We start from the raw sequence: 25,917 nt of genomic DNA on the forward strand, positions 1-25,917 counted from the left end.
GCTGTGCGGACCCTCTCCGCACCGTCCCCCACGAAAAGTGCGCCGTGCGTTCTCTCTCCCTGCCGCTCGCCCTCACCGCGCGTCTGTCGCCCGTCGTCGTGCTCGCCGCAGCGGGCTGGGCGCTCTCCTCCGGTCCCGCCGCCTCGCCGGCCGCCGCGGACAAGGAGGGGCAGAAGACCGGCACGCAGTCGGCCTCGGCTCCGGCGACGGCCGCCGCGTCGAAGGCGTACGCCGACGCGCCCTCGCCGTGCGGCAGCGTCGCCAAGAAGACGATCACGTCGCTCGTGCCGGGTGCCAAGACGGCCGGCAAGGAGATCCCCTCGACGGACACGAAGCTGCGTCGCACCTGCTCCTGGAACGCGCTGAAGGGGTACGACTACCGCTGGCTCGACGTGTCCTTCGAGATCACGGACTCGGACGAGTCGGCGCGGGAGTCGTACCAGGAGAACACCAAGGAGAAGAGCGGCGGCGGGGACGTGCCGGGTCTCGGCGACTCGGCGTACTCGGTGGTGAACCTCACCACCGAGGACAAGCAGCAGACCCGCGAGGGTGTGGTGCTGGTGCGGGCGTCCAACGCGCTGGTGACGATCACGTACAACGGCAGTGACTTCGAGTCGAAGAAGGCGCCCGGTACGGACGAGATCAACAAGGGTGCCATCAAGGCCGCCAAGGAGGCGGTCGCGGCGCTGGAGGACGGCCGGCAGGGCTGACCGTCCTCCGAGGACCGAGGTGGACCGGGTGGTCCGGATGGATCACACTTCGAGACGGTCCCGTCCGCGCGCCAGCATGAGCACCACGTACAGGACCATCGACGTGCCCAGGCCCACCGCCCAGCCGTAGTCGGCCAGCGGCTCCAGTGCCGGGACGGGGCGTCCGTCGATCAGCGGGCTGAAGTTGGCGCCGCCGACGGCGAGGACACCACCGGTGACGAAGGCCACGACGGCCCGCCAGTTCCAGCCGCCCTCGTACCAGTAACGGCCGCCCGTGCGGTAGAGGTCGGTCAGGTCGAGCTTGCCGCGGCGCAGGATCCAGTAGTCGGCGATGAGGATGCCGGCGACCGTGCCGAGGAGTCCGCCGACCAGGCCGAGCCAGGTGAAGATGTAGCCCTGCGGGTCGGAGTACAGCTTCCACGGGAAGATCAGCACACCGAGGACGCAGGTGACGAGGGCACCGGTACGGAAGGTGATCTTCCGGGGCGCGATGTTGGAGAAGTCGAAGGCCGGGGAGACCAGGTTGGCCGCGACGTTCACGGACAGGGTCGCCACCAGCACGGTGACCAGCGCGAAGAGCAGGCCCACGACGTTGTCCGTCTTGGCGGCGAGCTGTACCGGGTCCCAGATCGTCTCGCCGTAGACCGCCTGCGAACCGGAGGTGACCATCACCGACAGCAGGGCGAACAGCGTCATGGTGGTGGGCAGACCGAGGGCCTGGCCCCATGTCTGGGCCTTCTGGCTCTTGCCGTACCGGGTGAAGTCCGGGATGTTCAGGGACAGCGTGGACCAGAAGCCGATCATGCCCATGAGGGCCGGCCAGAAGAGCTTCCAGAAGTCGCCGCCCCAGCCGAGCTTGGAGGGCTGGTCGAGCAGCGGACCGAAGCCGCCTGCCTTGTTGCTCATCCAGATCAGCATCACGAGGGCGCCGACGATCACGAAGGGCGCCGCCCAGTTCTCGAAGCGGCGGATCGTCTCCATGCCCCGGTAGATGATCGCGACCTGGAGCGCCCAGAAGATCGCGAACGACAGCCACATCGTCCAGGCGTACCCGCCGATCTGGCCGGCCTCCGTCCAGCCGTTCCCGATGAGCTTCCCGGCGAGGAAGTAGATCGCCTCGCCGCCGATCCAGGTCTGGATGCCGAACCAGCCGCAGGCCACCAACGCCCGGACGACGGCGGGGAGGTTGGCGCCGCGGATACCGAAGGAGGCGCGGGCGAAGACCGGGAAGGGAATGCCGTACTTCGGTCCCGCGTGCCCGGTGAGCAGCATCGGGACCAGCACGATCACATTGGCCAGGGCGATGGTGAACACCGCCTGCTTCCAGTCCATGCCGACGGCGATCAGACCCGAGGCCAGGGTCCAGGAGGCCGTGTTGTGGGCCATGCCGACCCACAGGGCGGAGAAGTTGTACGTGGTCCAGGTGCGCTTCTCCACCGGAACCGGCAGCAGGTCCTCGTTGGCGTAGGGGCCGCTCGGGGCGGGGGCGCCCGGGGCGAGCTCCACCCGGCCGTCGGCGAGGGTGACTTGGGTGGACGGCGGTATGGCCGTGGGAGCGGTGTCGGTCATGGGCAGGCCAATCAGAGGGAGGTGGGACGGGAAAGGCCGTGCGGGCGGGTGTGCCGGTGGGGGAAGCGCGGGGAGCGCCCCGGGCCCCCTCCCCGGGACGGCGGGAAGGGGACGTTCAAGGGGGGCGGGGCTTCGCATGCCCCGGTGCTGCTAGCCGTTGAGGGCCGGGATGACCTTCGTGCCGTACGCGTCGATGGTGGCTTCCTGCGCGTCGTGCATGTCGTAGACGGCGAACTGGTCGACGCCCAGCTCGCGCAGGGCGTTCAGCTTCTCGATGTGCTTCTCGACCGGGCCGATGAGGCAGAACCGGTCGACGATCTCGTCGGGCACGAACGCGGTGTCGGGGTTGTCGGCCCGCCCGTGGTGGGAGTAGTCGTATCCCTCACGGGCCTTGATGTAGTCGGTGAGTTCGTCGGGGACGGCGGCGGAGTGCTCGCCGTACTTGGACACCAGGTCGGCGACGTGGTTGCCGACCATCCCGCCGAACCAGCGGCACTGCTCGCGGGCGTGGGCGAGCGCCTCGGGCGAGTCGTCCTCGGTGACGTAGGCGGGGGCGGCGACGCAGATCTTCACCTCGGACGGGTCGCGTCCGGCGGCGACGGCCGCGTCCTTGACGGCCTTCACCATGTACTCGGTGAGGTAGAGGTCGGCGAGCTGGAGGATGAAGCCGTCGGCCTCCTCGCCGGTCATCTTGAGCGCCTTGGGGCCGTACGCGGCCATCCAGACGGGGAGTTCGGCGCCTTCCCTGATCCAGGGGAACTTGACGACCGTTCCGCCGAGGTCGGCCTCCTTGCCCGAGCCGAGCGCCCTGATGACCTTCATGGCCTCGCTGATGCGCGCCAGCGTGTTGGGGGTACGGCCCGCGACGCGCATCGCGGAGTCGCCGCGGCCGATGCCGCAGACCGTGCGGTTGCCGAACATGTCGTTGAGGGTGGCGAAGGTGGAGGCGGTGACCTCCCAGGTACGGGTGCCCGGGTTGGTGACCATCGGGCCGACCGTCAACTTGCTGGTGTTCGACAGGATCTGACTGTAGATCACGAACGGCTCCTGCCAGAGCACGGCGGAGTCGAAGGTCCAGCCGTACGTGAAGCCGTTGCGCTCGGCCCGCTTCATCAGGCTGATGACCTTCGAGGCCGGCGGGTCCGTCTGCAGGACGAGTCCGAAGTCCATGGGCGCCACTCCTAGTTGAGGTACTGACAGGTGGAGCGGGGGGTGTAGACGCCGTGCCCGGCGTGCCCGGTGTACTCCCGCTCGGTGATGACGAGTTCGCCGCGCGAGAGGACGGTCTCGACGCGGCCGGTGAGGCGCTTGCCCTCGTACGCCGAGTAGTCGACGTTCATGTGGTGCGTCTCGGCGGAGACGATCTGCTCGGCGAGCGGGTCGTAGATCACGACGTCCGCGTCGGCGCCGGGGGCGATGGTGCCCTTCTTCGGGTACATGCCGAACATCCGGGCCGGGGTCGCGCAGGCGATCTCGATCCAGCGGCGGCGAGAGATGCGGCCCTCGACGACGGCCTGGTGGAGGAGGTCCATGCGGTTCTCGACGCCGGGCAGACCGTTGGGGATCTTGGAGAAGTCGCCGCGGCCGAGCTCCTTCTGGCCCACGAAGCAGAAGGGGCAGTGGTCCGTGGAGACGACCTGGAGGTCGTTGGTGCGCAGGCCCCGCCACAGGTGGGCCTGGTGCTCCTTGGGCCGCAGCGGCGTCGAGCAGACGTACTTGGAGCCCTCGAAGTCGGGCTCGGCGAGGTTGTCCGTGGACAGGAACAGGTACTGCGGGCAGGTCTCGCCGAAGACGTTGAGGCCCTCGTCGCGCGCCCTGGCCAGCTCGGCGACGGCCTCCATCGCCGAGACGTGCACGACGTACAGGGGGGCACCCGCGACCTGGGCGAGCTTGATGGCGCGGTGGGTCGCCTCGGCCTCCAGGAGGGCCTTGCGAACCTCGCCGTGGTAGCGGGGGTCGGTCTCGCCGCGGGCCAGCGCCTGCTCGACCAGCACGTCGATCGCGATGCCGTTCTCGGCGTGCATCATGATCAGGCCGCCGTTCTCGGCGGAGCGCTGCATGGCGCGCAGGATCTGCCCGTCGTCGCTGTAGAAGACGCCGGGGTAGGCCATGAACTGCTTGAAGGAGGTGACGCCCTCCTCGACCAGCAGGTCCATCTCCTTGAGCGTGTCCTGGTTCACGTCGGAGACGATCATGTGGAAGGCGTAGTCGATCGCGCAGTTGCCCTCGGCCTTGGCGTGCCAGGTGTCGAGGCCCTCGCGCAGGGAGTGGCCGACGCTCTGCACGGCGAAGTCGACGATGGTCGTCGTACCGCCCCAGGCGGCGGCCCGGGTGCCGGTCTCGAAGGTGTCGGCGGCGAAGGTGCCGCCGAACGGCAGCTCCATGTGGGTGTGGGCGTCCACGCCGCCCGGGATGACGTACCTCCCGGTGGCGTCGATGGTGCGCTCCGCCGTCCAGGCCTCGGCGGCTGCCGTGCCGGAGGCGGCGAGGGCGGCGATACGGCCGTCCTCGATCAGGACGTCGGCGTGGATCTCGTCGGACGCGGTGATGACGAGACCGCCACGGATGACGGTACGGCTGCTGCTCATGCTCCCTCTCCTACCGTGTTCAACACTGGTGCGGGTCGGTCGGTGCCGCCGGTCCGGCCCCCCGTGCGCCGGACCGGCGGACGTGCCGCCCCGGCTACGGAGCGGTCAGCGGGCCGTACGCGTCGGGACGGCGGTCGCGGAAGAACTGCCAGCGGTCGCGGACCTCGCGCAGCTTGGCCAGGTCGAGATCGCGGACGACCAGTTCGGTCTCCTTGTCGCTCGCCACCTCGCCGACGAACTGGGCCTCCGGGTCGACGAAGTAGGAGGTGCCGTAGAAGTCGTTGTCGCCCAACTCCTCGACGCCCACCCGGTTGATCGCGCCGACGAAGTACTCGTTGGCGACGGCCGCCGCCGGCTGCTCCAGCTGCCACAGGTAGGCCGACAGGCCCCGCGAGGTGGCCGACGGGTTGAAGACGATCTCGGCGCCTTCGAGGCCCAGCGCCCGCCAGCCCTCCGGGAAGTGCCGGTCGTAGCAGATGTACACGCCGATCTTGCCGACGGCGGTGTCGAAGACCGGCCAGCCGGCGTTCCCCGGGCGGAAGTAGAACTTCTCCCAGAAGCCGTTGACCTGCGGGATGTGGTGCTTGCGGTACTTGCCGAGGTACGAGCCGTCCGCGTCGATCACGGCGGCCGTGTTGTAGAGGACGCCGGGCTGCTCCTCCTCGTACATCGGCAGCACGAGAACGAGGCCGAGTTCCTTGGCGAGCGCCTGGAAGCGCTTGACGATCGGGCCGTTCGGGATCTGCTCGGCGTACTCGTAGAACGCCTTGTCCTGCACCTGGCAGAAGTACGGTCCGTAGAACAGCTCCTGGAAGCACAGGACTTGGGCACCCTGCGCGGCGGCGTCTCGGGCCGCCTGCTCGTGCACCTGGATCATCGACTCCTTGTCGCCGGTCCAGGCGGTCTGGAAGATGGCGGCGCGGACCACTGTGCTCATCGGGACCTCCGGTCACTCGGTGTGCGAGGAGCCTAGGAAGTCCTTCCGCCCGGTTTGAGTTGCACGGTGTCACGTCTGCGGGCGTGTGGCGTATCACGGTGTCACCCTGTCGTGGGACCATGTTTCACCGCCGTTTTCCCAGGTCGTGGCATGTTTCAGCCCTGTTGCGCGTCGTGCGCGAGGAGCGCGATGTGTACCGAGGCGGCCTGCTCGAAGTCGTCGAGGTCGACGCCGAGCCGGGTCTGTATCGCCTCCAGGCGCCGGTAGAGCGCGGGCCGGGAGACGTGGTGGAGCTGGGCGGTGCGGGACTTGTTGCGGCCGGTGGCGAGATAGGTGCGCAGGACGGCGAGGAGGTCCTCGCCGGACGCGCACAGCAGCCCGTCCAGCTCGCGTTCCGCGAAGGACTGCACATGCGGGTCGTCGCGCAGCAGCCGGATCAGTCCGCGCAGATGGACGTCCTTGAGGCGTACGACGGCCGGGAGGTCCAGGACGGTGGAGGAGTCCGCCACGGCGTCGGCGACGTGCTGGGCCTCGCGCAGCCCGGCGGGCACCTCGTCCCAGGCGGTGCGTTCGTCGGCGGCGGCCACCACGGCCTTGGAGGACCCCGACTCGGTCCGCAGCCGGGCGGCGAAGTGGGCGGCGAGGGCGGTGGCGTCCTGGTCGCGGGCCAGGCTCAGCAGGACGGCGACGGCCCCGTCGGCGAGTTCGGCGACGATCCCGGGCAGGCCCAGCATCCGCAGCACGCGGTCGAGTTGGGCCGGTTCGCCGTCACGGACCACCAGCGGGACGAAGGTGCGCCGGTTGACGGGCAGTCCGGCCGCGCGGGCCCGGGGCAGCAGCTGCCGGGCCGGTACGACCCCGCTGACGAGGTCGGTCAGCAGGCTCTCCGCGGACTGTTCCTCCCAGGTGTGCGCGGAGGTCCCGCCGAGCATGCGGTGCAGGACCAGCGCCTCGGCGGCCCGGTCGGCGAGCAGCCGGCCGGTGGTGGTGTCGCCGCGGTGGCCGCACAGCATGATCCGGCCCCAGCGCTCACCCCGTCCGACGAGTTCCGCGCGGACCCAGCCGTCCCCCTCGGTGCCGCCGGCCTGGCGGGCGATGCGCTCCCAGTCGCGCAGCACGTCGTCGACGGCGGGCCGCTCCCCCGCGGTGGCGAGGACGCGGTGGGCGAGGTTGGTGACGACGACGGGGCAGCCGCTGTGCTGGGCGACCTCGTCGAGCAGGCGTTGCAGTGGCGCGCCCGCGGTGATGAGCCCGGTGAGCGCGGTCCGTACCGACTCGGACAGGCTGACGGCGGCGAACTTCCGCCGCACCAGCCGGGCTTGGACCTCCTCGGTCAGCTCGGCGAAGGGAAAGGGCCGGTGCAGGACGATCATCGGCAGTCCGCAGCGCTCGGCGGCCCGGCGCATCGCGTCCGGCGTGGCCGGGAACGCCCGGCCCAGGCCCAGGACGACGGCCGCCGCCTCCGCGCGGTGCAGGGACTGGACGTACTCGACCTGCGCGCCCTCGTCACCGGCGAGCAGCACCCCGGTGGTGAGCACCATCTCGCCGCCGCTGAGCATCACACCGACGTCGGCGGCCTCGGCCACGTGCACCCAGCGCACGGCACGGTCGAGCCGGCTGGTGCCGGCCACCACCTCGGGCTCCCCGGCGAGAACCCGTTCCAGGGTGAGGACCTGACGGACCGTGAGGGCCGGTTCCAGGGGGTCCGAGGTGGTGGTCATGGCGGTGTTCCCTTGCTCAGCGTGCTGCTACCGAATGCTCCTCAGAGCGTTCTCCAGAATCGCGGCGCCCTCCTCGGCCTCCGCGACGGTCAGGGACAGGGGTGGCGCCACCCGCAGGGCGCTGGTGTCGTGCCCGCCGCCCTTGCCGATGAGCAGGCCGCCCTCGCGGGCCGCCTCCAGCACGGCGGACGCGGCGGCCGGATCGGCTTCGTCCGTGCCGGGTTTCACCAGCTCGATGCCGAGCATCAGCCCGCGCCCGCGCACCTCCCGGACGCCCGGCAGCTGCGCCGCGACGGCCCGCAGCCGCTCGATGAGCAGTCCGCCGACCCGCCGGGCGTTGCCCTGGAGGTCGTGTTCCAGCAGGTACGTCAGGTTGGCGAGACCGGCCGCCATGGTGATCTGGGTGCCGCCGAACGTCGAAATGCTGTGGGAGTCGAGGCAGTTCATGATCTCGCCGCGGGCGACGACCCCGCCGATGGACATGCCGTTGCCGATGCCCTTGGCGAAGGTGAGGATGTCCGGCGGGCCGTTGCGCGCGTGTGCCTGCCAGCCCCAGAAGTGGTCGCCGGTGCGTCCCCAGCCGGTCTGCACCTCGTCGGCGATCCACAGGATGCCGCGCTCCTGGAGCACCTCGCGGAAGGCGGCGTAGAGGCCGTCCGGCGGGGAGGTGAAGCCGCCGACGCCCTGGACGGGTTCGGCGATCAGGGCGGCGGGCGGACGGGTGTGGCCGAGGAGGTCGACGAGGTCGTCGACGCAGGCCGCGATGAAGTCGTCGTCGCTCAGCGCGGCGTACGGGCCGCGCGTGCGCACGCCGCCGTGGACGTACAGCGTCTGGAGCGGTGACAGCGAGGTCGGGGACCAGCCGCGGTTGCCGGTGATGCCGACCGCGCTGAAGGAGCGGCCGTGGTAGCTGTTGCGCATCGCCAGGACCGTGTTGCTGCGGCGGTAGGTCGTCGCCAGCATCAGGGCCGTGTCGTTGGCCTCGGTGCCGGAGGTGGTGAAGAAGACGCGGGCGTCCGGAATGCCGCTCAACCGGGCGACGTGCTCGGCGAGTTCGACCATCGGCCGGTTCAGGTACAGGGTCGACGAGTGGATGATCCGGCCGGCCTGCTCGGTCACCGCCTTGGCGACCTCGGGCAGGGCGTGCGCGGTCATCGTCGTCAGGATGCCGCCGAAGAAGTCGAGGTACTTGTTGCCCTCGGCGTCCCAGACGTACCGGCCCTCGCCGTGGGTGATCTCCAGCGGGTCCTCGTAGTAGAGGGCGAGCCAGTCGGGCAGGACGGAGCGGTGGCGGCCCAGCAGGTCCTTGGTCACGGCCGCACCAGCCCCTCGTACGCGTCGGGTCGGCGGTCCCGGTAGAACGCCCACTGCTGCCGCACCTCGTCGATGAGGTCGAAGTCCAGGTCGCGGACGACGAGTTCCTCTTCCTTGTCGCTCGCGGTGTCGCCCACGAACTGGCCGCGCGGGTCGACGAAGTAGGAGGTCCCGTAGAAGTCGTTGTCGCCGTACTCCTCGACGCCGACCCGGTTGATCGCGGCGACGAAGTACTCGTTGGCGACCGCGGCGGCGGGCTGTTCGAGGCGCCACAGGTGGGAGGAGAGGCCGCGGTGGGTGGCGGACGGGTTGTAGACGAGCTGGGCGCCGTTCAGGCCGAGCTGTCGCCAGCCCTCCGGGAAGTGACGGTCGTAGCAGATGTAGACGCCGATCCTGCCGACGGCGGTGTCGAAGACCGGCCAGCCGGCGTTGCCCGGTTTGAAGTAGTACTTCTCCCAGAATCCCTTGACCTGGGGGATGTGGTGCTTGCGGTACTTGCCGAGGAAGCTGCCGTCGGCGTCGATCACGGCCGCGGTGTTGTAGTAGAAGCCGGACTGCTCGATCTCGAACACGGGGACGACGATCACCATGCCGGTCTCGCGCGCGAGTTCTTGCATACGACGGGTGGTCGGCCCGTCGGGCACCGGTTCGGCCCAGCGGTAGTGCTCGGGATCCTGGACCTGACAGAAGTAGGGGGCGTTGAAGACTTCCTGGAAACCAATGATCTTGGCACCCTGGCGGGCCGCCTCGCGGGCGTGCTCCTCGTGTTTCGCCACCATGGAGTCGGTGTCGCCGGTCCAGGTGGCCTGGACCAGGGCGGCGCGGACGACGTTGGCCATGAGCTGCTCCTTCGGCGGGACGTCAGAGCCTCTACGCCCGTAGACGCAGGCCGTAGAGGCACGAACGTAAGCCTCCCCGGCGGCCTTGCCAAGACCATCGTCGTTAACCCGCGGAGTCGATCACGTTTCACACTCCTGTGGGTGAGCGGCCGCATCCGGCCGGGCCCTCTCAGGCGCTGTGGCCTGCGACCCTCAGGGCGTGGACCAGCTCCCGGTGGCACTGCTCCGAGACGCCCCGCGCGGCCTCCAGCAGGAGCGGGACGAGGGTCACCGGATCCGGCTCGACGCTGTGGGCGGCCTCTTCGGCGGTACGGACCCGGACGTAGGCGTCCAGGAGGGCGCGGGCCTCGCGGCGGCGCCCGTCGGTGACCAGTCCGAGCACGGCCTGCCCCATCTCCGCGGCGGGGCGCACCACGCCCTGCCTGAGGATCTGCTCCCCGTCGCCCACCCGGCCCGCACCGACCAGGGCGTCGGCCGCGGCGATCAGCCGGTCGGGGGGCAGCGAGGCGGCCTCCCACAGCAGGGTCGTCCAGTCGGCGCCGAGGCCGGCGCGCCGCATCTCGGCGGCGAGCACCGCGAAGCGGACGGGCGGCCAGTACGCGAGCTCGGCGAGCAGCGCGTGGGCGTCGCCGCTACGGCCCTCCCGGCGCAGCCGCACCAGCCGCTCGACGGTCTCGGCGGCCTCGCGCCGCGCCTCCGCGTCCAGCGCCTCACGCTGCGGCTCCGGCCGCGCCGGAGCCTCCGCCACCCCGGCGAACCGCGCCCCGCGACGGGTACGGCCGGTGGCGACGGGTGCGGCGGGCAGGTCCGGTACGGCGGTCGGCGGTACGGCGACGGGGGCGGCCTCCTCCTCGACCATCCCTGCGAAGCGGGCACCACCGCGACGGCGCTTGCGCTGCTTGGCGGCGGGGGCGGGGTGCTCCCGCGGCTCCTGTGGCTCCCGCGAGACAGGGGCCGGCCGATCCGGGGCGGCGGGCCGGGGGTCGTACGCGGTGTACTCCGCGGGCCCGGCCTGCCCGTTCCCGGACCGCGCGTGGCGCTGCCGCGGCATGTCGGGGAATCCGGTGCCGTACGACTCCTCGTACCCGCCCCCGCCCGAGGGCGCGGCGTTGGCCTCACGGCTCGCCGCTTGCCCCCCGTACCGGTCGGCGCCTCCCGACCTCGTCCGGTACTGATCACGTCCGCCCGGCGCGGAGGCGTGCGCCTCCTGACCGCCCGGCGCGGTGCCGTACTGCTCAGGGCCGCCCGGGGAGTTGCCGTAGGTCTCCTGGCCGCCCGATGCGTTGCCGTACGCGTCACGGTCGCCGGGCCGGATCGGCTCCGCCCGGCGGTCCACCGACCGGCGGTCCAAGTCGGCCATCCGTGCACGGAGTTCGGCGCAGCGCCGGGTGGCGCGTTCGTGGTCGTCGCGGGCCCAGGCGAGGTCGAGGCGGATGGTGTCGGCTTCCTCGCGGGTGGCCGCGGAGGCGAGGTGACGGCCCAGCTCCGCCTGGCGTTCGGCGGCGTAGCGCTGTTCGCGGAGCATCACGTCGAAGCGGTCGCCGAGGGCGTCCCGGCCGCCGGGCCGGGCGTCGTGGGCGACGAGCGCGGCGGCGTGCAGGGCGCGGGCCCGGTCGGCCTCCGGGGTGGCGACGGCGGCGCCGTAGTCGGTGGCGAGGTCCTGGAGGAGCGCCTCGACCACGTCCCAGGGCGGTATCTCACGGCCGTCGAGGCAGGCCCGCATACCGTCGGGGTCGCGTTGCCAGAACACACCGCACCAGCCGGCGCCCTGTTCCAGGCGCGCCAGCAGACCGTCCAGGTAGTTCGCGAACTCCCGCACACGACCGGGGAGTTGATCCAGGCTCATCGCTCAACTCCCGCCAGACCGGAGCACTCCGGTCCGTAGGCAACACCAACCGTGTTACGGGAACGCTACAGGGAGTTTTCCGGGACAGCGCGGGCACCTCATTGTGCGATGCGGGCCACTGCGCGGCGACCGCCCGGACCCGCCCCGCGCACCCGGGTCACACCCCGGCCAACGCGCACCGCTCCGCCAGCTCGTCCATCGACAGACCGAGCGCGCGGGCCAGCGCGGCCACCGTGAAGAACGCCGGGGTCGGTGCCCGGCCGGTCTCGATCTTGCGGAGGGTTTCCGCGGAGATCCCGGCCTCGGCCGCGACCTCCGTCATGCTGCGGCCACCGCGGGCCTCGCGCAGCAGCCGGCCGAACCGTTCACCGCGTTCGCGTTCTTCGGGAGTGAGAGGGGTGCGCACCATACCGTCATTGTAATACCGGTATAGTAATTGGCATGGTAGAGCTGAAGACGGACACACACATCGACGCCATGTACGAGGCCGGCCAGGTCGTGGGGCGCGCCCTGACAGCCGTACGGCAAGCCGCCGACGTCGGCGTTTCCCTGCTGGAGCTGGACGAGGTGGCACACGACGTGCTGCGCGGGGCGGGCGCCGGCTCCCCCTTCCTCGGCTACCGGCCCTCGTTCGCGACCACCCCGTTCCCGGCCGTGCTGTGCGCCTCCGTGAACGACGCGATCGTGCACGGCATCCCGACCTCGTACCGGCTGCGCGACGGCGACCTCGCCTCCATGGACTTCGGCGCCGAACTGGGCGGCTGGGCCGGCGACTCCGCGATCAGCTTCGTCGTCGGCACGCCGCGACCGGAGGACCTCCGGCTGATCGAGACCGCCGAGCGGGCGCTCGCGGCGGGCGTCGAGGCCGCGGTGGTGGGCAACCGCATCGGCGACATCGCGCACGCGATCGGCACGGTGTGCCGCGCGGCCGGGTACGGCATCCCGGAGGGCTTCGGCGGGCACGGCATCGGCCGCCGTATGCACGAGGACCCGCCGGTGCCGAACGAGGGCCGCCCCGGGCGCGGGATGCGGCTGCGGCACGGCATGGTCCTCGCGCTCGAACCCATGCTGATCGCCGGCGGCAAGGACGGCTACCACGAGGCCCCGGACGGCTGGACCCTGCGCACGAACGACGGCTCCCGGGCGGCGCACGTGGAGCACACGGTGGCCGTCACGGACGCGGGACCGCGCATCCTGACCGCCCGCTGAACCACGGACGGCGGAACCACCGGCCTCGCAGCCGCGACCCCGCGCCGCACCATCCGGCGCGAGTTCGACACCCGGACGGCCGGATCGCCGAGGGGCGGCGGAGTGTCGGTGGACGTCGAGGACGGGCGGCTCGCGTTCCGCGCGGAGCCGCCCGCCCGGGACTGACTACGGCGCCGGGTGCACGACCATCGCCGAGCCACCGCCGCGTCGTACCTTCTCGGCGGCGGCCAGCCACTTCCCGTTCGACAGTCGCTGTACGGCCGTCGCGGCGCCGATCTCCGGATTCAGCCTGAAGGAGTGCCCGAGGGCCTCCAGTCGCTTCTGCGTCCCGCTGCCGTAGAGGCCGGGTTCGACCTCGGTCTGGGCGGCGTTGCGCTGGCTGGCGCGCGGCGCGGCGATGGCGTCGACCAGGGGCAGTCCGCGGTCGAGGAACTGGGTGAGGGTCTGCAGCACGGTGGTGATGATGGTCGCGCCGCCGGGCGAACCGAGCGCCACCACCGGCTGGTTGTGCCGGTCCAGCACGATCGTGGGGGAGATCGACGACCGCGGCCGCTTGCCGGGACCGGGCAGGTTCGGGTCGTGGACGGCCGGGTTGGCCGGGGCGAAGGAGAAGTCCGTCAGCTCGTTGTTGAGGATGAACCCGCGGCCGGGGACCGTGATGCCGCTGCCGCCGGTCTGCTCGATGGTGAGCGTGTAGGAGACGACGTTGCCCCACCTGTCGGCCGCCGTCAGATGGGTGGTGTTCTCCCCTTCGTACGTCGTCGGCGCCGCCGTCCCCCCGGTGGCGCAGGCCGCCGGGTTCCGCGGGTCGCCCGGCGCGAGGGGGCTGGTGAGTGCCGCGTCGTCCTTGATGAGGCAGGCCCGCGAGTCGGCGTACTTCTGCGACAGCAGTTCCTTCGTCGGTACGTCCTCGAAGGCGGGGTCGCCGACCCAGCGCCCCCGGTCCGCGAACGCGATCCGGCTCGCCTCGATGTAGCGGTGCAGGTACTGGACGTCGCTCGCCTTCGAGAGGTCCGTGTTCTCCAGGATGTTGAGGGCCTCGCCGACCGTGGTGCCGCCGGAGGAGGAGGGCGCGATGGAGTAGACGCCAAGGCCGCGGTACGAGGTCTTCGTGGGCGCCTGGAGCTTGGCGCGGTAGGCCGCGAGGTCCTTCTTCGAGAGCTCGCCGGGGCGGGCGTTCCAGCCCGAAGCGGGGTCCACGGGCGGGTCGTTCACGGTGTCGACGATGTCCTCGCCGAGGTCGCCCCGGTAGATCGCGCCGACGCCCTTCTTCGCCAACTCGGCGTAGGTGCGGGCGAGATCGGGGTTCTTGAAGGTCGAGCCGACGACGGGGAGCTGTCCGTTCGGGAGGAACAGCTTCGCGGTGTCCGGGAAGTAGCGGAACCGGGTCTCGTTGGAGGCGGTCTGCGAGCGGAAGGTGTCGTCGACGACGAATCCGTCGCGGGCGAGCTTCTCGGCGGGTTTGAGGACGCTGCCGAGTCTCTTGCTGCCCCAGGTGTCGAGCGCCTTCTGCCAGGTGGCGGGGGTGCCCGGGGTGCCGACAGCGAGGCCGCTGGTGACGGCGTCGGCGAACGCGAGCGGTTGGCCGTTCTCCAGGAAGAGTCCCGAGTCGGCGGTCAGCGGGGCGGTCTCACGGCCGTCGAGGGTGTGCACCGTACGGGACTTGGCGTCGTAGTAGACGAAGTAGCCGCCGCCTCCGATGCCGGAGGAGTAGGGCTCGGTGACGCCGAGGGCGGCGGCCGTGGCGACGGCGGCGTCCACCGCGTTGCCGCCCTTCCTCAGGACCTCGATGCCGGCGGCGGAGGCGTCCGCGTCCACGCTGGCTACGGCACCGCCGTAGCCGACCGCCACGGGGACCTTCGCGACCGCTGTGCCGGAAGCGGCGGGTGGCGCTGCCGCCCCCACCGACACCACGGCGGCCGAGACCGCCAGAACCGACAGTTTCCGTGCGACAGGGCGACGCATCCGAACCTCCAGTCAGAGACCGTTCGCGCAGCCTATGCGATCGCCATGCTCCCGTCAGCCTGGCCTCGGCGGGCCCGTCTCGAACACGGGTTTGCGTACGCCCGCTACCATGCGCGCCCATGAATGACGACGTACGCAACATCGTCCTGGGGGTGCTGGCCGCCGGCATCAGTGCCGCCCTCGGCTGGCTGGCCCGGACCTATCTGTGGAAGCGGAAGCTCCGCCGCAAGCAGGCCTTCTTCGGGCTGCCCGACAACTCCGAGTCGCTGCTCGTCGTCAACCGCGACGCGAGCAGCCCGGACCTCGCCGTGCACCGCTACGACGTGTTCGCGCTCCTCGAACTCGCCGCACTCATCAAGGACTGCGGAGCGCACGCCGAGGTGATCACCCAGGACCAGGCGCGGCAGGGGTTCGGGGAGCGGACGGAGTTCTGCGTCGGCGGGCCGGGGTCGAACCGGCGCATGGCGGCCCACATGCACGCCATGCTGCCCGGGGTGCGGGTGAACGTGGACTCGGAGCCGGGCCCGGACCGGCTGGCGTTCCAGATCGGCAGCGAGCGCTACCGCATGGAGCCCGGGCTGGCCGAGTACGTCCTGCTGGCCCGGCTGACGGCCGGCCAACCCGGCCTGGCGCGGCCGGTGTTCCTGTTCTGCGGCCAGCGGGCCATCACCAACCAGGCGGCGACCCGCTATCTCGCCCGTCACCACGAACGACTGTCCCGCAAGCACGGCACCAACGCGTTCGTCCTACTGCTGAAGGTCGTCAACTCCCAGGCGTACGGCCCGGATGTCGTCGAACTGATCGCGGACGTGACCCGGGAGGCACAAACCCCCCTGCCCACCTCGGCGGTTCCGCGCAACTCCCACCGCGCCTCCTAGGTTTCAGCACATTCCACCAATCGTTACTCCCACGTAACTTACCGACGGGTTACTTCCGGTAATGCGTCGAGGTTACCGTCTGGTCACTTTGCACTGACACGAGTGATCTGACGAGGAGTGGCCCGTGGGACACCATCGCAAGGCCCTGCGTACGACCGCCGTGGGTGCCGCCTCGGCGGCACTGGTCGCCGGCAGCGCCCTCGGGCTCGCCCCCGCCGCCCAGGCCGCTCCGGCGTCGGCAGGCGTCCGTTTCGTCGACATCCTCGGCGACGGCGGTACCGTCCTCAAGGCCAACGTCGTCACACCCGCCGGCGCCGACGGCACCCGCCGCTACCCGCTGCTCGTGCTGCCCACGAGCTGGGGCCTGCCTCAGGTCGAGTACCTCGCCCAGGCCCAGAAGCTCGCGAACTCCGGCTATGTCGTGGTCAGTTACAACGTGCGCGGTTTCTGGCAGTCCGGCGGCGAGATAGAAGTGGCGGGCCCTCCCGACACGGCCGACGCCTCCAAGGTCATCGACTGGGCGCTCGCCCACACCCCCGCCGACGCCCAGAAGGTCGGCCTGGCGGGCGTCTCGTACGGCGCCGGGATCAGTCTGATCACCGCCGCGCACGACAAACGCGTGAAGGCGGTCGCCGCCCTCAGCGGCTGGGCCGACCTGATCGACTCGATCTACTCGGGCCGCACCCAGCACGTCCAGGCCGCCGGGCTGCTGGACGGAGCGAGCCTGGTCACCGGCCGCCAGAGCGCCGAACTCCGGGAGGTCTTCAACGGCTTCTACGCCTCCGACCTGAGCAAGGAACCGGAGATGATCGCCTGGGGGAAGAAACGTTCCGCCGCGACCTATGTCGACCAGCTGAACAAGAACGGCGCCGCCGTCATGATGGCCAACACCTGGGGCGACACGGTCTTCGCGCCCAACCAGTACGCGGACTTCTACGAGAGGCTGACCGGCCCCAAGAGGCTGCAGTTCCGTCCCGGCGACCACGCGACCGCCGAACTCACCGGCCTGCTCGGGCTTCCCAACGACGTGTGGACGGACACCGAGCGCTGGTTCGACCACTACCTCAAGGGCGCCGACAACGGCGTCGACCGCGAACAGCCGGTCCGGCTCAAGTCCCGTTCCACGGGCGGCTACGAGGGCTATCCGGACTGGAAGTCGGTCGGTGCGACGCGCAAGAAGCTGGCCCTCTCGGGCACGACCACGATCCACACGAACGTCGACTCGGGGGCGAACGGCGGAGTGGTGTTCCTGTCCAGCATCCTCGACCAGATCGCCCGCCTGCCCCCGGTCGCCTCGATCCCGCTACTGCCCCGCCGCTGGGCCGCCGTATGGCAGTCGGAGAAGTACGCCACCACCCAACAGGTGCGCGGCACCGCCGAGTTGCACACCACACTCACTCCCACCAAGGAGAGCGGCACCCTCGTCGCCCAGTTGTACGACGTGGGGCCGCTCGGCCTCGGCAAGCTGGTCAGCAACGCGCCGTACACCTTCCACGGGCGGACGCCCGGGAAGCCGTTCGACGTCGACCTGGAACTGTTCTCCACGGCCTACGACGTCCCGGCAGGGCATCGACTGGCCCTGGTGGTCGACACGGTCGACCCGCTCTACATCGAGCACAACCCGTCCGGCGCGCAACTGACCTTCTCCTCGCCGGCCACCGACCCGTCGTACGTGTCGATTCCGCTGCGCGAGCAGTGATCTCCGGCTGCTGCCGGGCGGGTATGGCTCTGTGGCTGCTACCCCCCTACGGTTTCTTCGGGGCCGTGGGGGGATCCCCACCCGGCAGCAGCGTCCCCGGCTCCGCCGCGGCGACGAACGCGGCCCCGGTCCTGGGACTGCGCTGCTCCCGCCGGGACACCCAGCCGGCGAACCAGGAGAGCAGCATGCACATCCCGATGTAGATCGGTGAGATCACCATCACCACGGGGATGAACGGCAAATCGTAGTCGAGGTTCGACGCGATGAGCTTGCCGGCGTGGAGGAACTCCTCGTAGGTGATCAGATAGCCGAGGGAGGTGTCCTTAAGGGCCACCACCAACTGGCTGATGATGGCGGGCAGCATGGCCCGTACGGCCTGGGGCGCCAGGACGTGGACCATGACGGGGGTCTTGCGCATCCCGAGCGCGAGGGCGGCCTCCTTCTGACCGCGATCGACGTTGTTCACGCCGGAGCGGAACACCTCGGCGAGCACGGAGCCGTTGTAGAGCGTCAGGCCCGCGACCAGCGCGGGCAGCGGCTGTACCTTGAGCGCCAGGAAGATGAAGAAGATCATCACCAGCACGGGCATGGCACGGAAGAACTCGACGAGCAGCGTGGCCGACCAGCGCACCACCCGGTGGTCCGAGAGCCTGCCCGCGGCGAGGATCCCGCCCAGGGCCAGCGAAAGCACGGCCGCGACGGCGAACGCCTTGAGCGTGTTGCCGAGGCCGCGCAGCAGCAGTTCCTGGATGCCCTCGTACGCGAAGGGCGTCCACTTCGTGGCGGTGAACTGGCCGGTGTCGAAGAGGAGATACAGGATCCAGCCGAGCACTCCGAGGATCACGAGGGTGGACACGACACCGTACGTGCGGTGGCGCCGACGGGTCCTGGGACCGGGAAGGTCGTAGAGCGCGGTGGCGGTGGTCATCGGGCGACTCCCCACTTCCGCTCCAGCACATGGAACAGCGCGCTGACGGCGAGGGTGATGATCAGGTAGCCGAGGGCGATCCAGACGAACGTCCAGACGATGTCGTAGCCGAGTTCGCTGAGGGTCTTGTACGTACCGAGCAGCTCGGTGACGCTGAACGCGCCCGCGATGGCCGAGTTCTTGGCGAGGGCGATGAGCGTGGAGCCGACCGGGGGGATCACCGCCCTGAACGCCTGGGGCAGCACCACCAGGCTGAGGGTCTGTCCGAAGGTCATCCCGAGGCTACGGGCCGCCTCGCCCTGCCCGGTGGGCACGGTGTTGATGCCGGAGCGCAGGGCCTCGCAGATGAACGCCGAGGTGTAGCAGCCGAGGGCGAGGACCGCGAACACCTCGAAGGGCAGGACGAGTCCGAACCTCGGCAGTCCGAGCAGCACCGCGAAGAACAGCAGGGTGAGCGGGGTGTTGCGCAGGACGGTCACCCACGCCGTGCCGAAGACCCGCAGGGAGCCGACCGGGGCGACCCGGAAGGACGCCATCAGGAATCCGAGCGCGAGCGCCAACAGTGAGGCGTACACGGTCAGTTCGAGGGTGCCGAGAAAGCCGTCGCCGTAGGTGGAGAAGTTGTCGGTCAGTACGTTCATGAGCCGGCCCGGTATCGGTCGATCGCGGGTGGCTTCGGGGCGGGCACTCCGGACAGACCGAGTGTCGCCTCGTACGCCTTCTTCCAGTCGCCGTTCTTCTCGCGGGCCTCCAGTGCGTCGTCGAGGGCGAGGCGCAGCGCGTTGTCGCCGTGCGGGACGCCGATGCCGTAGGGCTCCTCGGAGAACGGCCTGCCGACGACCTTGAGTTCGTCGGGGGCCTTCGCCGCGTAGCCGATGAGGATGGCGTCGTCGGTGGTGACGGCGTCGACCTGGTAGGTCAGCAGGTTGTCGACGCAGACCGAGTAGGTGTCGTAGGCGACGAGCGTGGCCCGGGGGTGGTCGGCCTTGACGCGCTGGTACGGCGTGGAGCCGGCCGCCGAGCAGACGCGCTTGCCGGCCAGGTCCTCAGGGCCGTGGATGTCGTCCTCGTCGGCGCGGACCAGGAGGGACTGGCCCGCCAGGTAGTAGGGGCCGGCGAAGCCGACGAGTCTCCTGCGGTTGTCGTTGATGGTGTACGTGCCGACGTAGTAGTCGATCTGGCCGTTCCGCAGGGCGGTTTCGCGGTTGGCGGAGGCGATGGTGCGGAAGCGGACCGTCTTCGGGGCGAGGCCGAGGGAGGCCGACATCATCCTGGCGATCTCGATGTCGAAGCCCGAGTAGGTGCCGGCCGCCGGGTCCTTCTCCCCCAGGTACGGCTGGTCCTCCTTGGCGCCGACGGTGAAGTGGCCGCGGCTCCTCGCCCGCTTCCAGGTGGGCGAGTCGGGCAGTTCGAAGCCGCGTGCCACCCGGTAGTCGGGCAGTCGGTCGGCCGCCGGTCCCTTGGTGGGCGGGCTGCCCTCCTTGCCGCAGGCGGTCGCGGGCAGCGCGGTGCACAGCAACGCGGCCAGGGCGAGGCGCGCCCGGGTGGTTCGGAACATCGGTCGCACTCCCCCGCTCAGTGCTTGAGGATCTTGGAGAGGAAGTCCTTGGCGCGGTCGCTGCGCGGGTCGGTGAAGAACTCCTCGGGGGTGCGGTCCTCGATGATGCGGCCGTCGGCCATGAACACGACGCGGTTGGCTGCGGAGCGGGCGAAGCCCATCTCGTGGGTGACGACGACCATGGTCATGCCCTCGTGGGCCAGTTGCCGCATGACCTCCAGGACCTCGTTGATCATCTCCGGGTCGAGGGCCGAGGTCGGCTCGTCGAACAGCAGTGCCTTGGGCTCCATGGCCAGGGCGCGGGCGATGGCCACGCGCTGCTGCTGGCCGCCGGAGAGCTGGGCGGGGAACTTGTCCGCCTGGTCGGCGAGGCCGACCCGGTCCAGGAGTTCGCGGGAGCGCCGGTCGGCCTGCTCCTTCTTGCGCTTGCGGACCTTGATCTGGGCCAGCGAGACGTTCTGCAGGACCGTCTTGTGGGCGAAGAGGTTGAAGGACTGGAAGACCATGCCGACCTCGGCGCGGAGCCCGGCGAGGGCCTTGCCCTCCTGCGGCAGCGGCTGCCCGTCCAGCGTGATGGCACCGGAGTGGATGGTCTCCAGTCGGTTGATCGTCCTGCACAGGGTCGACTTGCCGGACCCCGAGGGCCCGATGACCACGACCACCTCCCCCTTGCCGACGGTGAGGTCGATGTCCTGGAGGACATGCAACTCCCCGTAGTACTTGTTGACGTCCCGCAGTTCGATCAACGGATCGACGGCCATGCCCAGCCCTACTCACTCTCAACGGTGTCGTAGTCGCCGCAACCTATCCGGGCAAGATCGCAGCGACGGCACGACACGCACTTTTCGGGCATTAGCCGTATTTAAGGCGATGGTGGGGAGTGGAGGGCCGGGCGGGCGGCCCGACTGGGGTCAGGCCTCGGCGACTTCGGCGTACAACTGCGAGAGTTCCGGCACCCCGCTGACGGCCCACTCGTGCCCCGAGGTCACGACGTCGAACTCGCGGCCGGAGGCGAGCCGGATGACGGGCTGGCCGCCGGGCCACAGGTCCCACGCGGCGCCGGGAACGGTGCGCACGAGGACCGTGCCGAGATAGAGCCCGGCGTCGTTGCCCAGCCACGGCAGGATCTCCTCGTCGTCCCGCCAGCGCGGCACCAGTTGATCCAGGGCCTCCAACGAGGCGGCGGTGTCGTCGAGTTGGACACCCTCCTGGGCCGCCTGGGAGCGCAGCAGCTCACATTCGGAAAGGAGTTCGGCGATGCCCTCGGGGTCGGGGGCGCCGGGCTTCTCACGCCGGTTGCCCAGAAAAGGGATCTTCATATGCCCAGCGTGTCATTGACACCGCCGCGCGCACCACAGGCGCGCAGACCATCGATATGCGCGAAGAGGCAAGGTCGCGAGGCGTCACGTACGGGTGAGTTGGCGGTGCGTTCACCCCAACCTCGTTGACGTCGGCCCGTACCGTCCCTACCTTCGGGCACGCCTGACATCACGTCAGCTTCCATCAGGAGAGGGGCGGGACGTGGGGATGGGTCTCAGGGGTACGGGGGTCGTGCTCGCGCTGGTCGCGGGGCTGGTGCCGGTCGCGTCCGCGCGGGCCGCCGAGCATGCCGGTCCGCTGCCGCTGGAGCGGCTCTTCGACAACACGGCCGTCAGCGCCGACGCCCGCCCGGACGCGGCGGACTTCGACGGCTACGGCGCCTCCCTCTCCGCACGGGACCTCACGGCCGCCGGCTGGACGCCCGGCCGTGCGCTCACCGTGCAGGGTGCCCGGCTGACCTGGCCGAAACGGAAGGCGGGCACGCCGGACAACGTGCGGGCGGCCGGGCAGCACGTCCGGCTGGACGGCCGCGGTGACGCGCTCGCCTTCCTGGTCGCGGGCACGGCGGGCGGCACCGTGAGCGGCACGGGCACGGTCACCTACGCCGACGGCACCCGCTCCCCGTACCGACTGGCCGCTCCCGACTGGCGCGTGGGCCCGCTCGCCACCAAGGCGGTGGCCCTGCCGCACATCAACACCCCCGGCGGCCAACTCACCGAGCGGGCCCGGCTGTACGTCGTGACCGTGCCGCTCCAGCCGGGGCGCCGGGTGGCCTCGGTAGGGCTGCCGCACGCACCCGACCTGCATGTGTTCGCGCTGTCGGTGCGGGCCGCCACGACCCGCTGGACCGGCAGCTGGGCGGCGGCGACCTCCGGCTATCCGGCCGTGGGGCCGTGGTCGGACCGGACGCTCAGACTCGTGGTGCACACCTCGAAGGGCGGGCCGCGGGTACGGCTGCGGTTCGACAACACCTTCGCGGCGGCACCGGCGCGGATCGGGAGCGCGACCGTGGCGGTGCAGGCGAAGGGCGCGGCGGCGCGGAACGTGCCGGTGCCGTTGTCCTTCCGGGGCGCCGCGGGGGCCAGGATCCCGGCGGGGACACAGGCGTTCAGCGATCCGCTCACATTCAGGGTGCCCGCCGACGCCAACCTGCTGGTGAGCTTCCATCTGCCCGGCACGGTGTCCGCGGCGCCCGTGCACCGGCTCGCGGCGCAGCGGTCGTACGTCAGCGAGCCGGGCGACCACACGGGCGTCGGCTCCGCGGCGGCGTACACCTCCGTGGTGACGAGCTGGCCGCTGCTGACGGGGGTGGACGTGGGGGGCGGGCCGGGGTCCGTGGTGCTGCTCGGGGACTCGATCACCGACGGGGAGAAGTCCACGGTGGACGCCAACCGGCGCTGGCCCGACGTGCTGGCCGCCCGCCTCCGGAACCAGCATGTGGTCCCGCGCTATGGGGTCCTGAACCAGGGAATCTCCGCGAACCGTGTGGTCGCCGACCGCTACCCCGGCGACGGCGTCTCCACGGACACCGGCGGGGTCAGCGCCCTGAACCGGTTCGACCGGGACGTCCTCGCCCAGACCTCCGCCCGCACGGCGGTCGTCTTCGAGGGCGTCAACGACGTGCGATGGGGTGCCAGTGCGGAGCAGGTGGTCGCGGGGCTCCGGGAACTCGCCGCGCGCGGACACGCGCGGGGGCTGCGGATGCTGGCGGCGACGATCCTGCCGTGCGAGGGCGAGGCCCGCTGCACGGCCGCCGTCGACTCCGAGCGCGTCGCGGTGAACGCCTGGCTGCGCGGCAGCGGCGACTTCGACGGCGTACTCGACTTCGACGGCGTCCTGCGTGACCCCGCGCGTCCCTCGCGGCTGCTGCCCTCCTACGACAGCGGCGACCATCTGCATCCCTCGGACACCGGGCTGGCGGCGCTGGCGCGGTCGGTGGATCTGCGGCTGCTCGCCGGGTGAGGGGCCCGGCCGCTACACGTCCAGGTCCACCACGACCGGCGCGTGGTCGGACGCGCCCTTGCCCTTGCGCTCCTCACGGTCCACGTAGGCGTCGGTGACGGCCTTGGCGAACGGCTCGTTGCCGTACACCAGGTCGATGCGCATGCCGCGGTTCTTGGGGAAGCCGAGCTGGCGGTAGTCCCAGTAGGTGAACGGGTGGGCGTACTTCAGGGGCCTCGGGACGACGTCGGACAGGCCCGTCTCGCGCAGGGACGCCAGGGCGGCGCGCTCGGCGGGGGTGACATGGGTGAGGCCCTCGAAGGCGGCCACGTCGAAGACGTCGTCGTCGGTCGGTGCCACGTTGTAGTCGCCCAGGACGGCGAAGGGGCGCCCGCCCGCCGCGTCGCCTGCGACGGCCGCCTTCAGTGCCTCGAACCACTGGAGCTTGTACGCGTAGTGCGGGTGGTCCACCTCGCGGCCGTTCGGCACGTACACCGACCAGACGCGGACCGGGCCGCAGGTCGCCGCGATGGCACGGGGCTCGGCGGCGCCGTCGTAGCCGGGGTCCCCGGGCAGGCCCTTGACGACGTCCTCGATGCCCACGCGGGAGAGCACTGCCACGCCGTTCCACCGGCCGGTGGCGTGGACCGCCGCCTCGTAGCCCAGCTCGCGCAGCTGGTCGAGCGGGAACTGCTCCTCGGCGACCTTGGCCTCCTGGAGGCACAGCACGTCGGTGCCGCTGCTCTCCAGCCAGGCCAGGAGCCTCGGCAGGCGGGCGGTGATCGAGTTCACGTTCCAGGTCGCGATGCGCATGCCTGACAACCTACCGGGCGGGTCAGACAACGCGGCCTGGCCGCCCCGGGCTCACACCTCGGCCGACTCCCCCGGCGTGAGCCGCAGGTGGTCCGTGCCGCCCAGGGCGCCGATCTGGTTGTCGTAGATCGGGCGGGCGAGGTCGGTGAGGAGCGCGTCGTGGATGTCGTAGGCGCGTTGCGGCCTCACCTCGCGGACGTAGTCGATGACCTCGGAGATCTTGCTCCAGGGGGCCATCACCGGGAGCATCAGCGTCTCGACGCCATGGTCGGGGACGGTGAGGGCGTCGCCGGGGTGGAAGACCCTGCCGTCGTCGACGAGGTAGCCGACGTTGGTGATGCGCGGGATGTCCGGGTGGATCACCGCGTGCAGTTCGCCGTGCACCTGGACGTCGAAGCCGGCGGCGGTGAAGGTGTCGCCGTGGCCGACGGTGTGGACGCGTCCCGGGAAGGCGGCGGAGAGCTTCTCCGCGACCGACGCGAGGGTCCAGATCTCGGCGGCCGGGTTGGCGTCCATGGCGGCCCGCAGCCTGGCCTCGTCGAAGTGGTCGGGGTGCTCGTGCGTGATCAGGAGGGCGTCCGCGCCGGCCACGGCGTCCGTCTCGGTGAACACACCGGGGTCGAGGACGAGCGTGCGGCCGTCCTTCTCCAGGCGGACGCAGGCGTGCGACTTCTTGGTGAGCTTCATGGCTTCCATCCTGCCCCCCGGAGCCGGAACGGAGCCGTACGGGGGTCGCAAGGGGATCAGCGCCTCACTCCGTCGGGGTGGTCTCCTCGCGGATGACCTGCTGGGCCACCTTGAAGGCGCTGTTGGCCGCCGGGACGCCGCAGTAGACGGCCGCCTGGAGGAGCACCTCCTTGATCTCACTCGGGGTGAGGCCGTTGCGCAGGGCGGCGCGGACGTGGAAGGCGAGCTCCTCCAGGTGTCCGCCGGCGACCAGCGCGGTGAGGGTGACACAGCTGCGGGAGCGGCGGTCGAGGCCTGGGCGGTCCCAGATCTCGCCCCAGGCGTAGCGGGTGATGAACTCCTGGAAGTCGCCCGAGAACTCGTCGGCCTGCGCGAGGGCACGGTCGACATGGGCGTCGCCGAGTACCTCGCGGCGGACCTTGAGGCCGGCGTCGAAGGGGTCGGGGCGTCCCAGGATCTCGGGTTCCGCGCTCGCGGGCGCGATCTCGGCACGGGGTGCCGGCTGCGGCGGAGCGGCGGACAGCACCGGCTTGACCGGGGACGCCACGATCGCCGCCATCTGACCGGTGGTGGAGTCGAAGGCGGGCTGCCAGGCGGTGGAGAAGTGTCTGACCAGAAGGTCGGTGACGGCGGCGGGCTGCTCGACCGGCACCAGGTGGGAGGCGCCGGGGACGACGGCGAGCCGGGCGTCCGGGATGCCCGCGACCAGGGTGCGGGCCTCGGCGGGCCCGGTGACCTGGTCGTCGGAGCCCACCAGGACGAGGGTCGGGACGCCGATACGGCCGAGTTCGGGCCGTACGTCGAACGACGCGAGCGCCTCGCAGGCGGCGATGTAGCAGCCGGGGTCGGTGGTGCGCACCATCTGCACGGCCCACTCGGTGATCGCGGGCTGCGCGGCGGCGAACCCGCTGGTGAACCAGCGGTCGGGGGAGGTGCGGGCGATGGGGTCGAGCCCGTTCGTCCGCACGATCACGCCGCGCTGCCGGAACTCGTCGGCCGTACCGAAGCGCGGTGAGGCGGCGATCAGCGCGAGGGAGGCGACGCGCTCGGGGTGGCGCAGGGCCAATTCGATACCGACCGCGCCGCCCAGGGCGCAGCCCGCGTAGCCGAAGCGCTGCACACCGAGCGCGTCGAGCGTGGCCAGCAGCCGGTCGCTCAGGTCGGAGACCGAGCCGGCCGGGTAGGCGGGCGCGCCGCCGTGTCCCGGCAGGTCGTACCGGAAGACGCGCCACTGCTTGACCAGCTCGGGAACCTGCCGGTCCCACATGTGCCATGTGGTACCCAGGGAGGGGCCCAGGATCAGGACCGGAGCCTCTTCCGGCCCGTCAAACCGGTATTGCAAGGTGTTCGTCGCACTCTCACTCACGTGCTGCACGCTCTCACATCTCACGATTT

The 25,917-nt window shown here is 71.0% G+C and carries 23 protein-coding genes; 5 read left to right on the forward strand and 18 right to left on the reverse strand.

Translation table 11 applies throughout. The annotated features are described in order from the left end of the window. Positions 1–44: 44 nt before the first annotated feature. On the forward strand, positions 45–710 hold the full coding sequence (locus tag ACZ5VD_RS16020; protein WP_468547928.1) for a hypothetical protein: 666 nt from the start codon (positions 45–47) through the stop codon (positions 708–710). A gap of 42 nt (positions 711–752) precedes the next feature. On the opposite strand, the gene ACZ5VD_RS16025 is transcribed toward ACZ5VD_RS16020, so the two are convergent. The 9 genes from ACZ5VD_RS16025 to ACZ5VD_RS16065 form a co-directional block, all read right to left on the reverse strand. Next, a complete protein-coding gene (locus ACZ5VD_RS16025) occupies positions 753–2,279 on the reverse strand; it encodes an NCS1 family nucleobase:cation symporter-1 (RefSeq protein ID WP_468547929.1) in 1,527 nt (508 codons plus the stop codon). 150 nt (positions 2,280–2,429) lie between these two features. Continuing rightward, a complete protein-coding gene (locus tag ACZ5VD_RS16030; protein WP_468547930.1) occupies positions 2,430–3,449 on the reverse strand; it encodes a TIGR03842 family LLM class F420-dependent oxidoreductase in 1,020 nt (339 codons plus the stop codon). Positions 3,450–3,460: 11 nt separating this feature from the next. Further along, entirely contained in the window at positions 3,461–4,867 is a 1,407-nt protein-coding gene (gene hydA, locus ACZ5VD_RS16035; protein ID WP_468547931.1) for a dihydropyrimidinase, read from the reverse strand. 94 nt (positions 4,868–4,961) lie between these two features. Next, the gene (locus tag ACZ5VD_RS16040) at positions 4,962–5,804 is read right to left on the reverse strand and encodes a nitrilase-related carbon-nitrogen hydrolase (RefSeq protein WP_468547932.1); all 843 of its coding nucleotides are present in this window, start codon (positions 5,802–5,804) and stop codon (positions 4,962–4,964) included. Between the two features lie 155 nt (positions 5,805–5,959). Beyond that, the gene (locus ACZ5VD_RS16045) at positions 5,960–7,525 is read right to left on the reverse strand and encodes a PucR family transcriptional regulator (protein WP_468547933.1); all 1,566 of its coding nucleotides are present in this window, start codon (positions 7,523–7,525) and stop codon (positions 5,960–5,962) included. Positions 7,526–7,552: 27 nt separating this feature from the next. After that, entirely contained in the window at positions 7,553–8,839 is a 1,287-nt protein-coding gene (locus tag ACZ5VD_RS16050; protein ID WP_468547934.1) for an aspartate aminotransferase family protein, read from the reverse strand. Beyond that, entirely contained in the window at positions 8,836–9,678 is an 843-nt protein-coding gene (locus tag ACZ5VD_RS16055; protein ID WP_468547935.1) for a nitrilase-related carbon-nitrogen hydrolase, read from the reverse strand. Before ACZ5VD_RS16055 ends, ACZ5VD_RS16050 begins: the two co-directional genes overlap by 4 nt. Before the next feature lie 169 nt (positions 9,679–9,847). Continuing rightward, complete coding sequence (locus tag ACZ5VD_RS16060; protein ID WP_468682535.1) at positions 9,848–11,524, reverse strand: hypothetical protein; 1,677 nt, start codon at positions 11,522–11,524, stop codon at positions 9,848–9,850. A gap of 157 nt (positions 11,525–11,681) precedes the next feature. Beyond that, positions 11,682–11,933: a helix-turn-helix domain-containing protein gene (locus tag ACZ5VD_RS16065; RefSeq protein ID WP_468547937.1), complete on the reverse strand. Its 252-nt coding sequence runs from the start codon at positions 11,931–11,933 to the stop codon at positions 11,682–11,684. Positions 11,934–11,965: 32 nt separating this feature from the next. Here ACZ5VD_RS16065 and map point away from each other — a divergent pair, with 32 nt between their 5' ends. Continuing rightward, positions 11,966–12,733, forward strand: coding sequence for a type I methionyl aminopeptidase (gene map / locus ACZ5VD_RS16070; RefSeq protein ID WP_468547938.1), 768 nt, complete (start codon positions 11,966–11,968; stop codon positions 12,731–12,733). Between the two features lie 165 nt (positions 12,734–12,898). Here map and ggt read toward each other — a convergent pair whose 3' ends face one another. Beyond that, positions 12,899–14,698: a gamma-glutamyltransferase gene (gene ggt, locus ACZ5VD_RS16075; RefSeq protein ID WP_468547939.1), complete on the reverse strand. Its 1,800-nt coding sequence runs from the start codon at positions 14,696–14,698 to the stop codon at positions 12,899–12,901. A gap of 119 nt (positions 14,699–14,817) precedes the next feature. On the opposite strand from ggt, the gene ACZ5VD_RS16080 reads away from it, so the two are divergent. Beyond that, a complete protein-coding gene (locus ACZ5VD_RS16080; RefSeq protein WP_468547940.1) occupies positions 14,818–15,576 on the forward strand; it encodes a hypothetical protein in 759 nt (252 codons plus the stop codon). A gap of 124 nt (positions 15,577–15,700) precedes the next feature. After that, positions 15,701–17,275, forward strand: coding sequence for an alpha/beta fold hydrolase (locus tag ACZ5VD_RS16085; RefSeq protein WP_468547941.1), 1,575 nt, complete (start codon positions 15,701–15,703; stop codon positions 17,273–17,275). Positions 17,276–17,321: 46 nt separating this feature from the next. On the opposite strand, the gene ACZ5VD_RS16090 is transcribed toward ACZ5VD_RS16085, so the two are convergent. From ACZ5VD_RS16090 to ACZ5VD_RS16110, 5 genes are all read right to left on the reverse strand, one after another. Then, the gene (locus ACZ5VD_RS16090) at positions 17,322–18,203 is read right to left on the reverse strand and encodes an amino acid ABC transporter permease (protein WP_468547942.1); all 882 of its coding nucleotides are present in this window, start codon (positions 18,201–18,203) and stop codon (positions 17,322–17,324) included. Then, complete coding sequence (locus tag ACZ5VD_RS16095; protein WP_468682536.1) at positions 18,200–18,844, reverse strand: amino acid ABC transporter permease; 645 nt, start codon at positions 18,842–18,844, stop codon at positions 18,200–18,202. Before ACZ5VD_RS16095 ends, ACZ5VD_RS16090 begins: the two co-directional genes overlap by 4 nt. Beyond that, positions 18,841–19,761, reverse strand: coding sequence for a glutamate ABC transporter substrate-binding protein (locus ACZ5VD_RS16100; protein ID WP_468547944.1), 921 nt, complete (start codon positions 19,759–19,761; stop codon positions 18,841–18,843). Before ACZ5VD_RS16100 ends, ACZ5VD_RS16095 begins: the two co-directional genes overlap by 4 nt. A gap of 17 nt (positions 19,762–19,778) precedes the next feature. Further along, a complete protein-coding gene (locus ACZ5VD_RS16105) occupies positions 19,779–20,522 on the reverse strand; it encodes an amino acid ABC transporter ATP-binding protein (RefSeq protein ID WP_468682537.1) in 744 nt (247 codons plus the stop codon). Positions 20,523–20,672: 150 nt separating this feature from the next. Further along, positions 20,673–21,080: a DUF6278 family protein gene (locus ACZ5VD_RS16110; protein ID WP_468547946.1), complete on the reverse strand. Its 408-nt coding sequence runs from the start codon at positions 21,078–21,080 to the stop codon at positions 20,673–20,675. 208 nt (positions 21,081–21,288) lie between these two features. Here ACZ5VD_RS16110 and ACZ5VD_RS16115 point away from each other — a divergent pair, with 208 nt between their 5' ends. Beyond that, positions 21,289–23,043, forward strand: coding sequence for a GDSL-type esterase/lipase family protein (locus tag ACZ5VD_RS16115; RefSeq protein WP_468682538.1), 1,755 nt, complete (start codon positions 21,289–21,291; stop codon positions 23,041–23,043). A 12-nt stretch (positions 23,044–23,055) separates the two neighbouring features. On the opposite strand, the gene ACZ5VD_RS16120 is transcribed toward ACZ5VD_RS16115, so the two are convergent. From ACZ5VD_RS16120 to pcaDC, 3 genes are all read right to left on the reverse strand, one after another. Then, on the reverse strand, positions 23,056–23,835 hold the full coding sequence (locus ACZ5VD_RS16120; RefSeq protein ID WP_468547948.1) for an exodeoxyribonuclease III: 780 nt from the start codon (positions 23,833–23,835) through the stop codon (positions 23,056–23,058). 51 nt (positions 23,836–23,886) lie between these two features. Then, positions 23,887–24,522, reverse strand: coding sequence for an MBL fold metallo-hydrolase (locus tag ACZ5VD_RS16125; protein ID WP_468547949.1), 636 nt, complete (start codon positions 24,520–24,522; stop codon positions 23,887–23,889). A 64-nt stretch (positions 24,523–24,586) separates the two neighbouring features. Next, positions 24,587–25,888 (reverse strand): bifunctional 3-oxoadipate enol-lactonase/4-carboxymuconolactone decarboxylase PcaDC, encoded by a 1,302-nt coding sequence (pcaDC, locus tag ACZ5VD_RS16130; RefSeq protein WP_468547950.1) that lies wholly within the window; start codon positions 25,886–25,888, stop codon positions 24,587–24,589. Between the last annotated feature and the right edge of the window lie 29 nt (positions 25,889–25,917).

It is taken from the genome of Streptomyces sp. NPDC032822 (genome assembly GCF_055578825.1).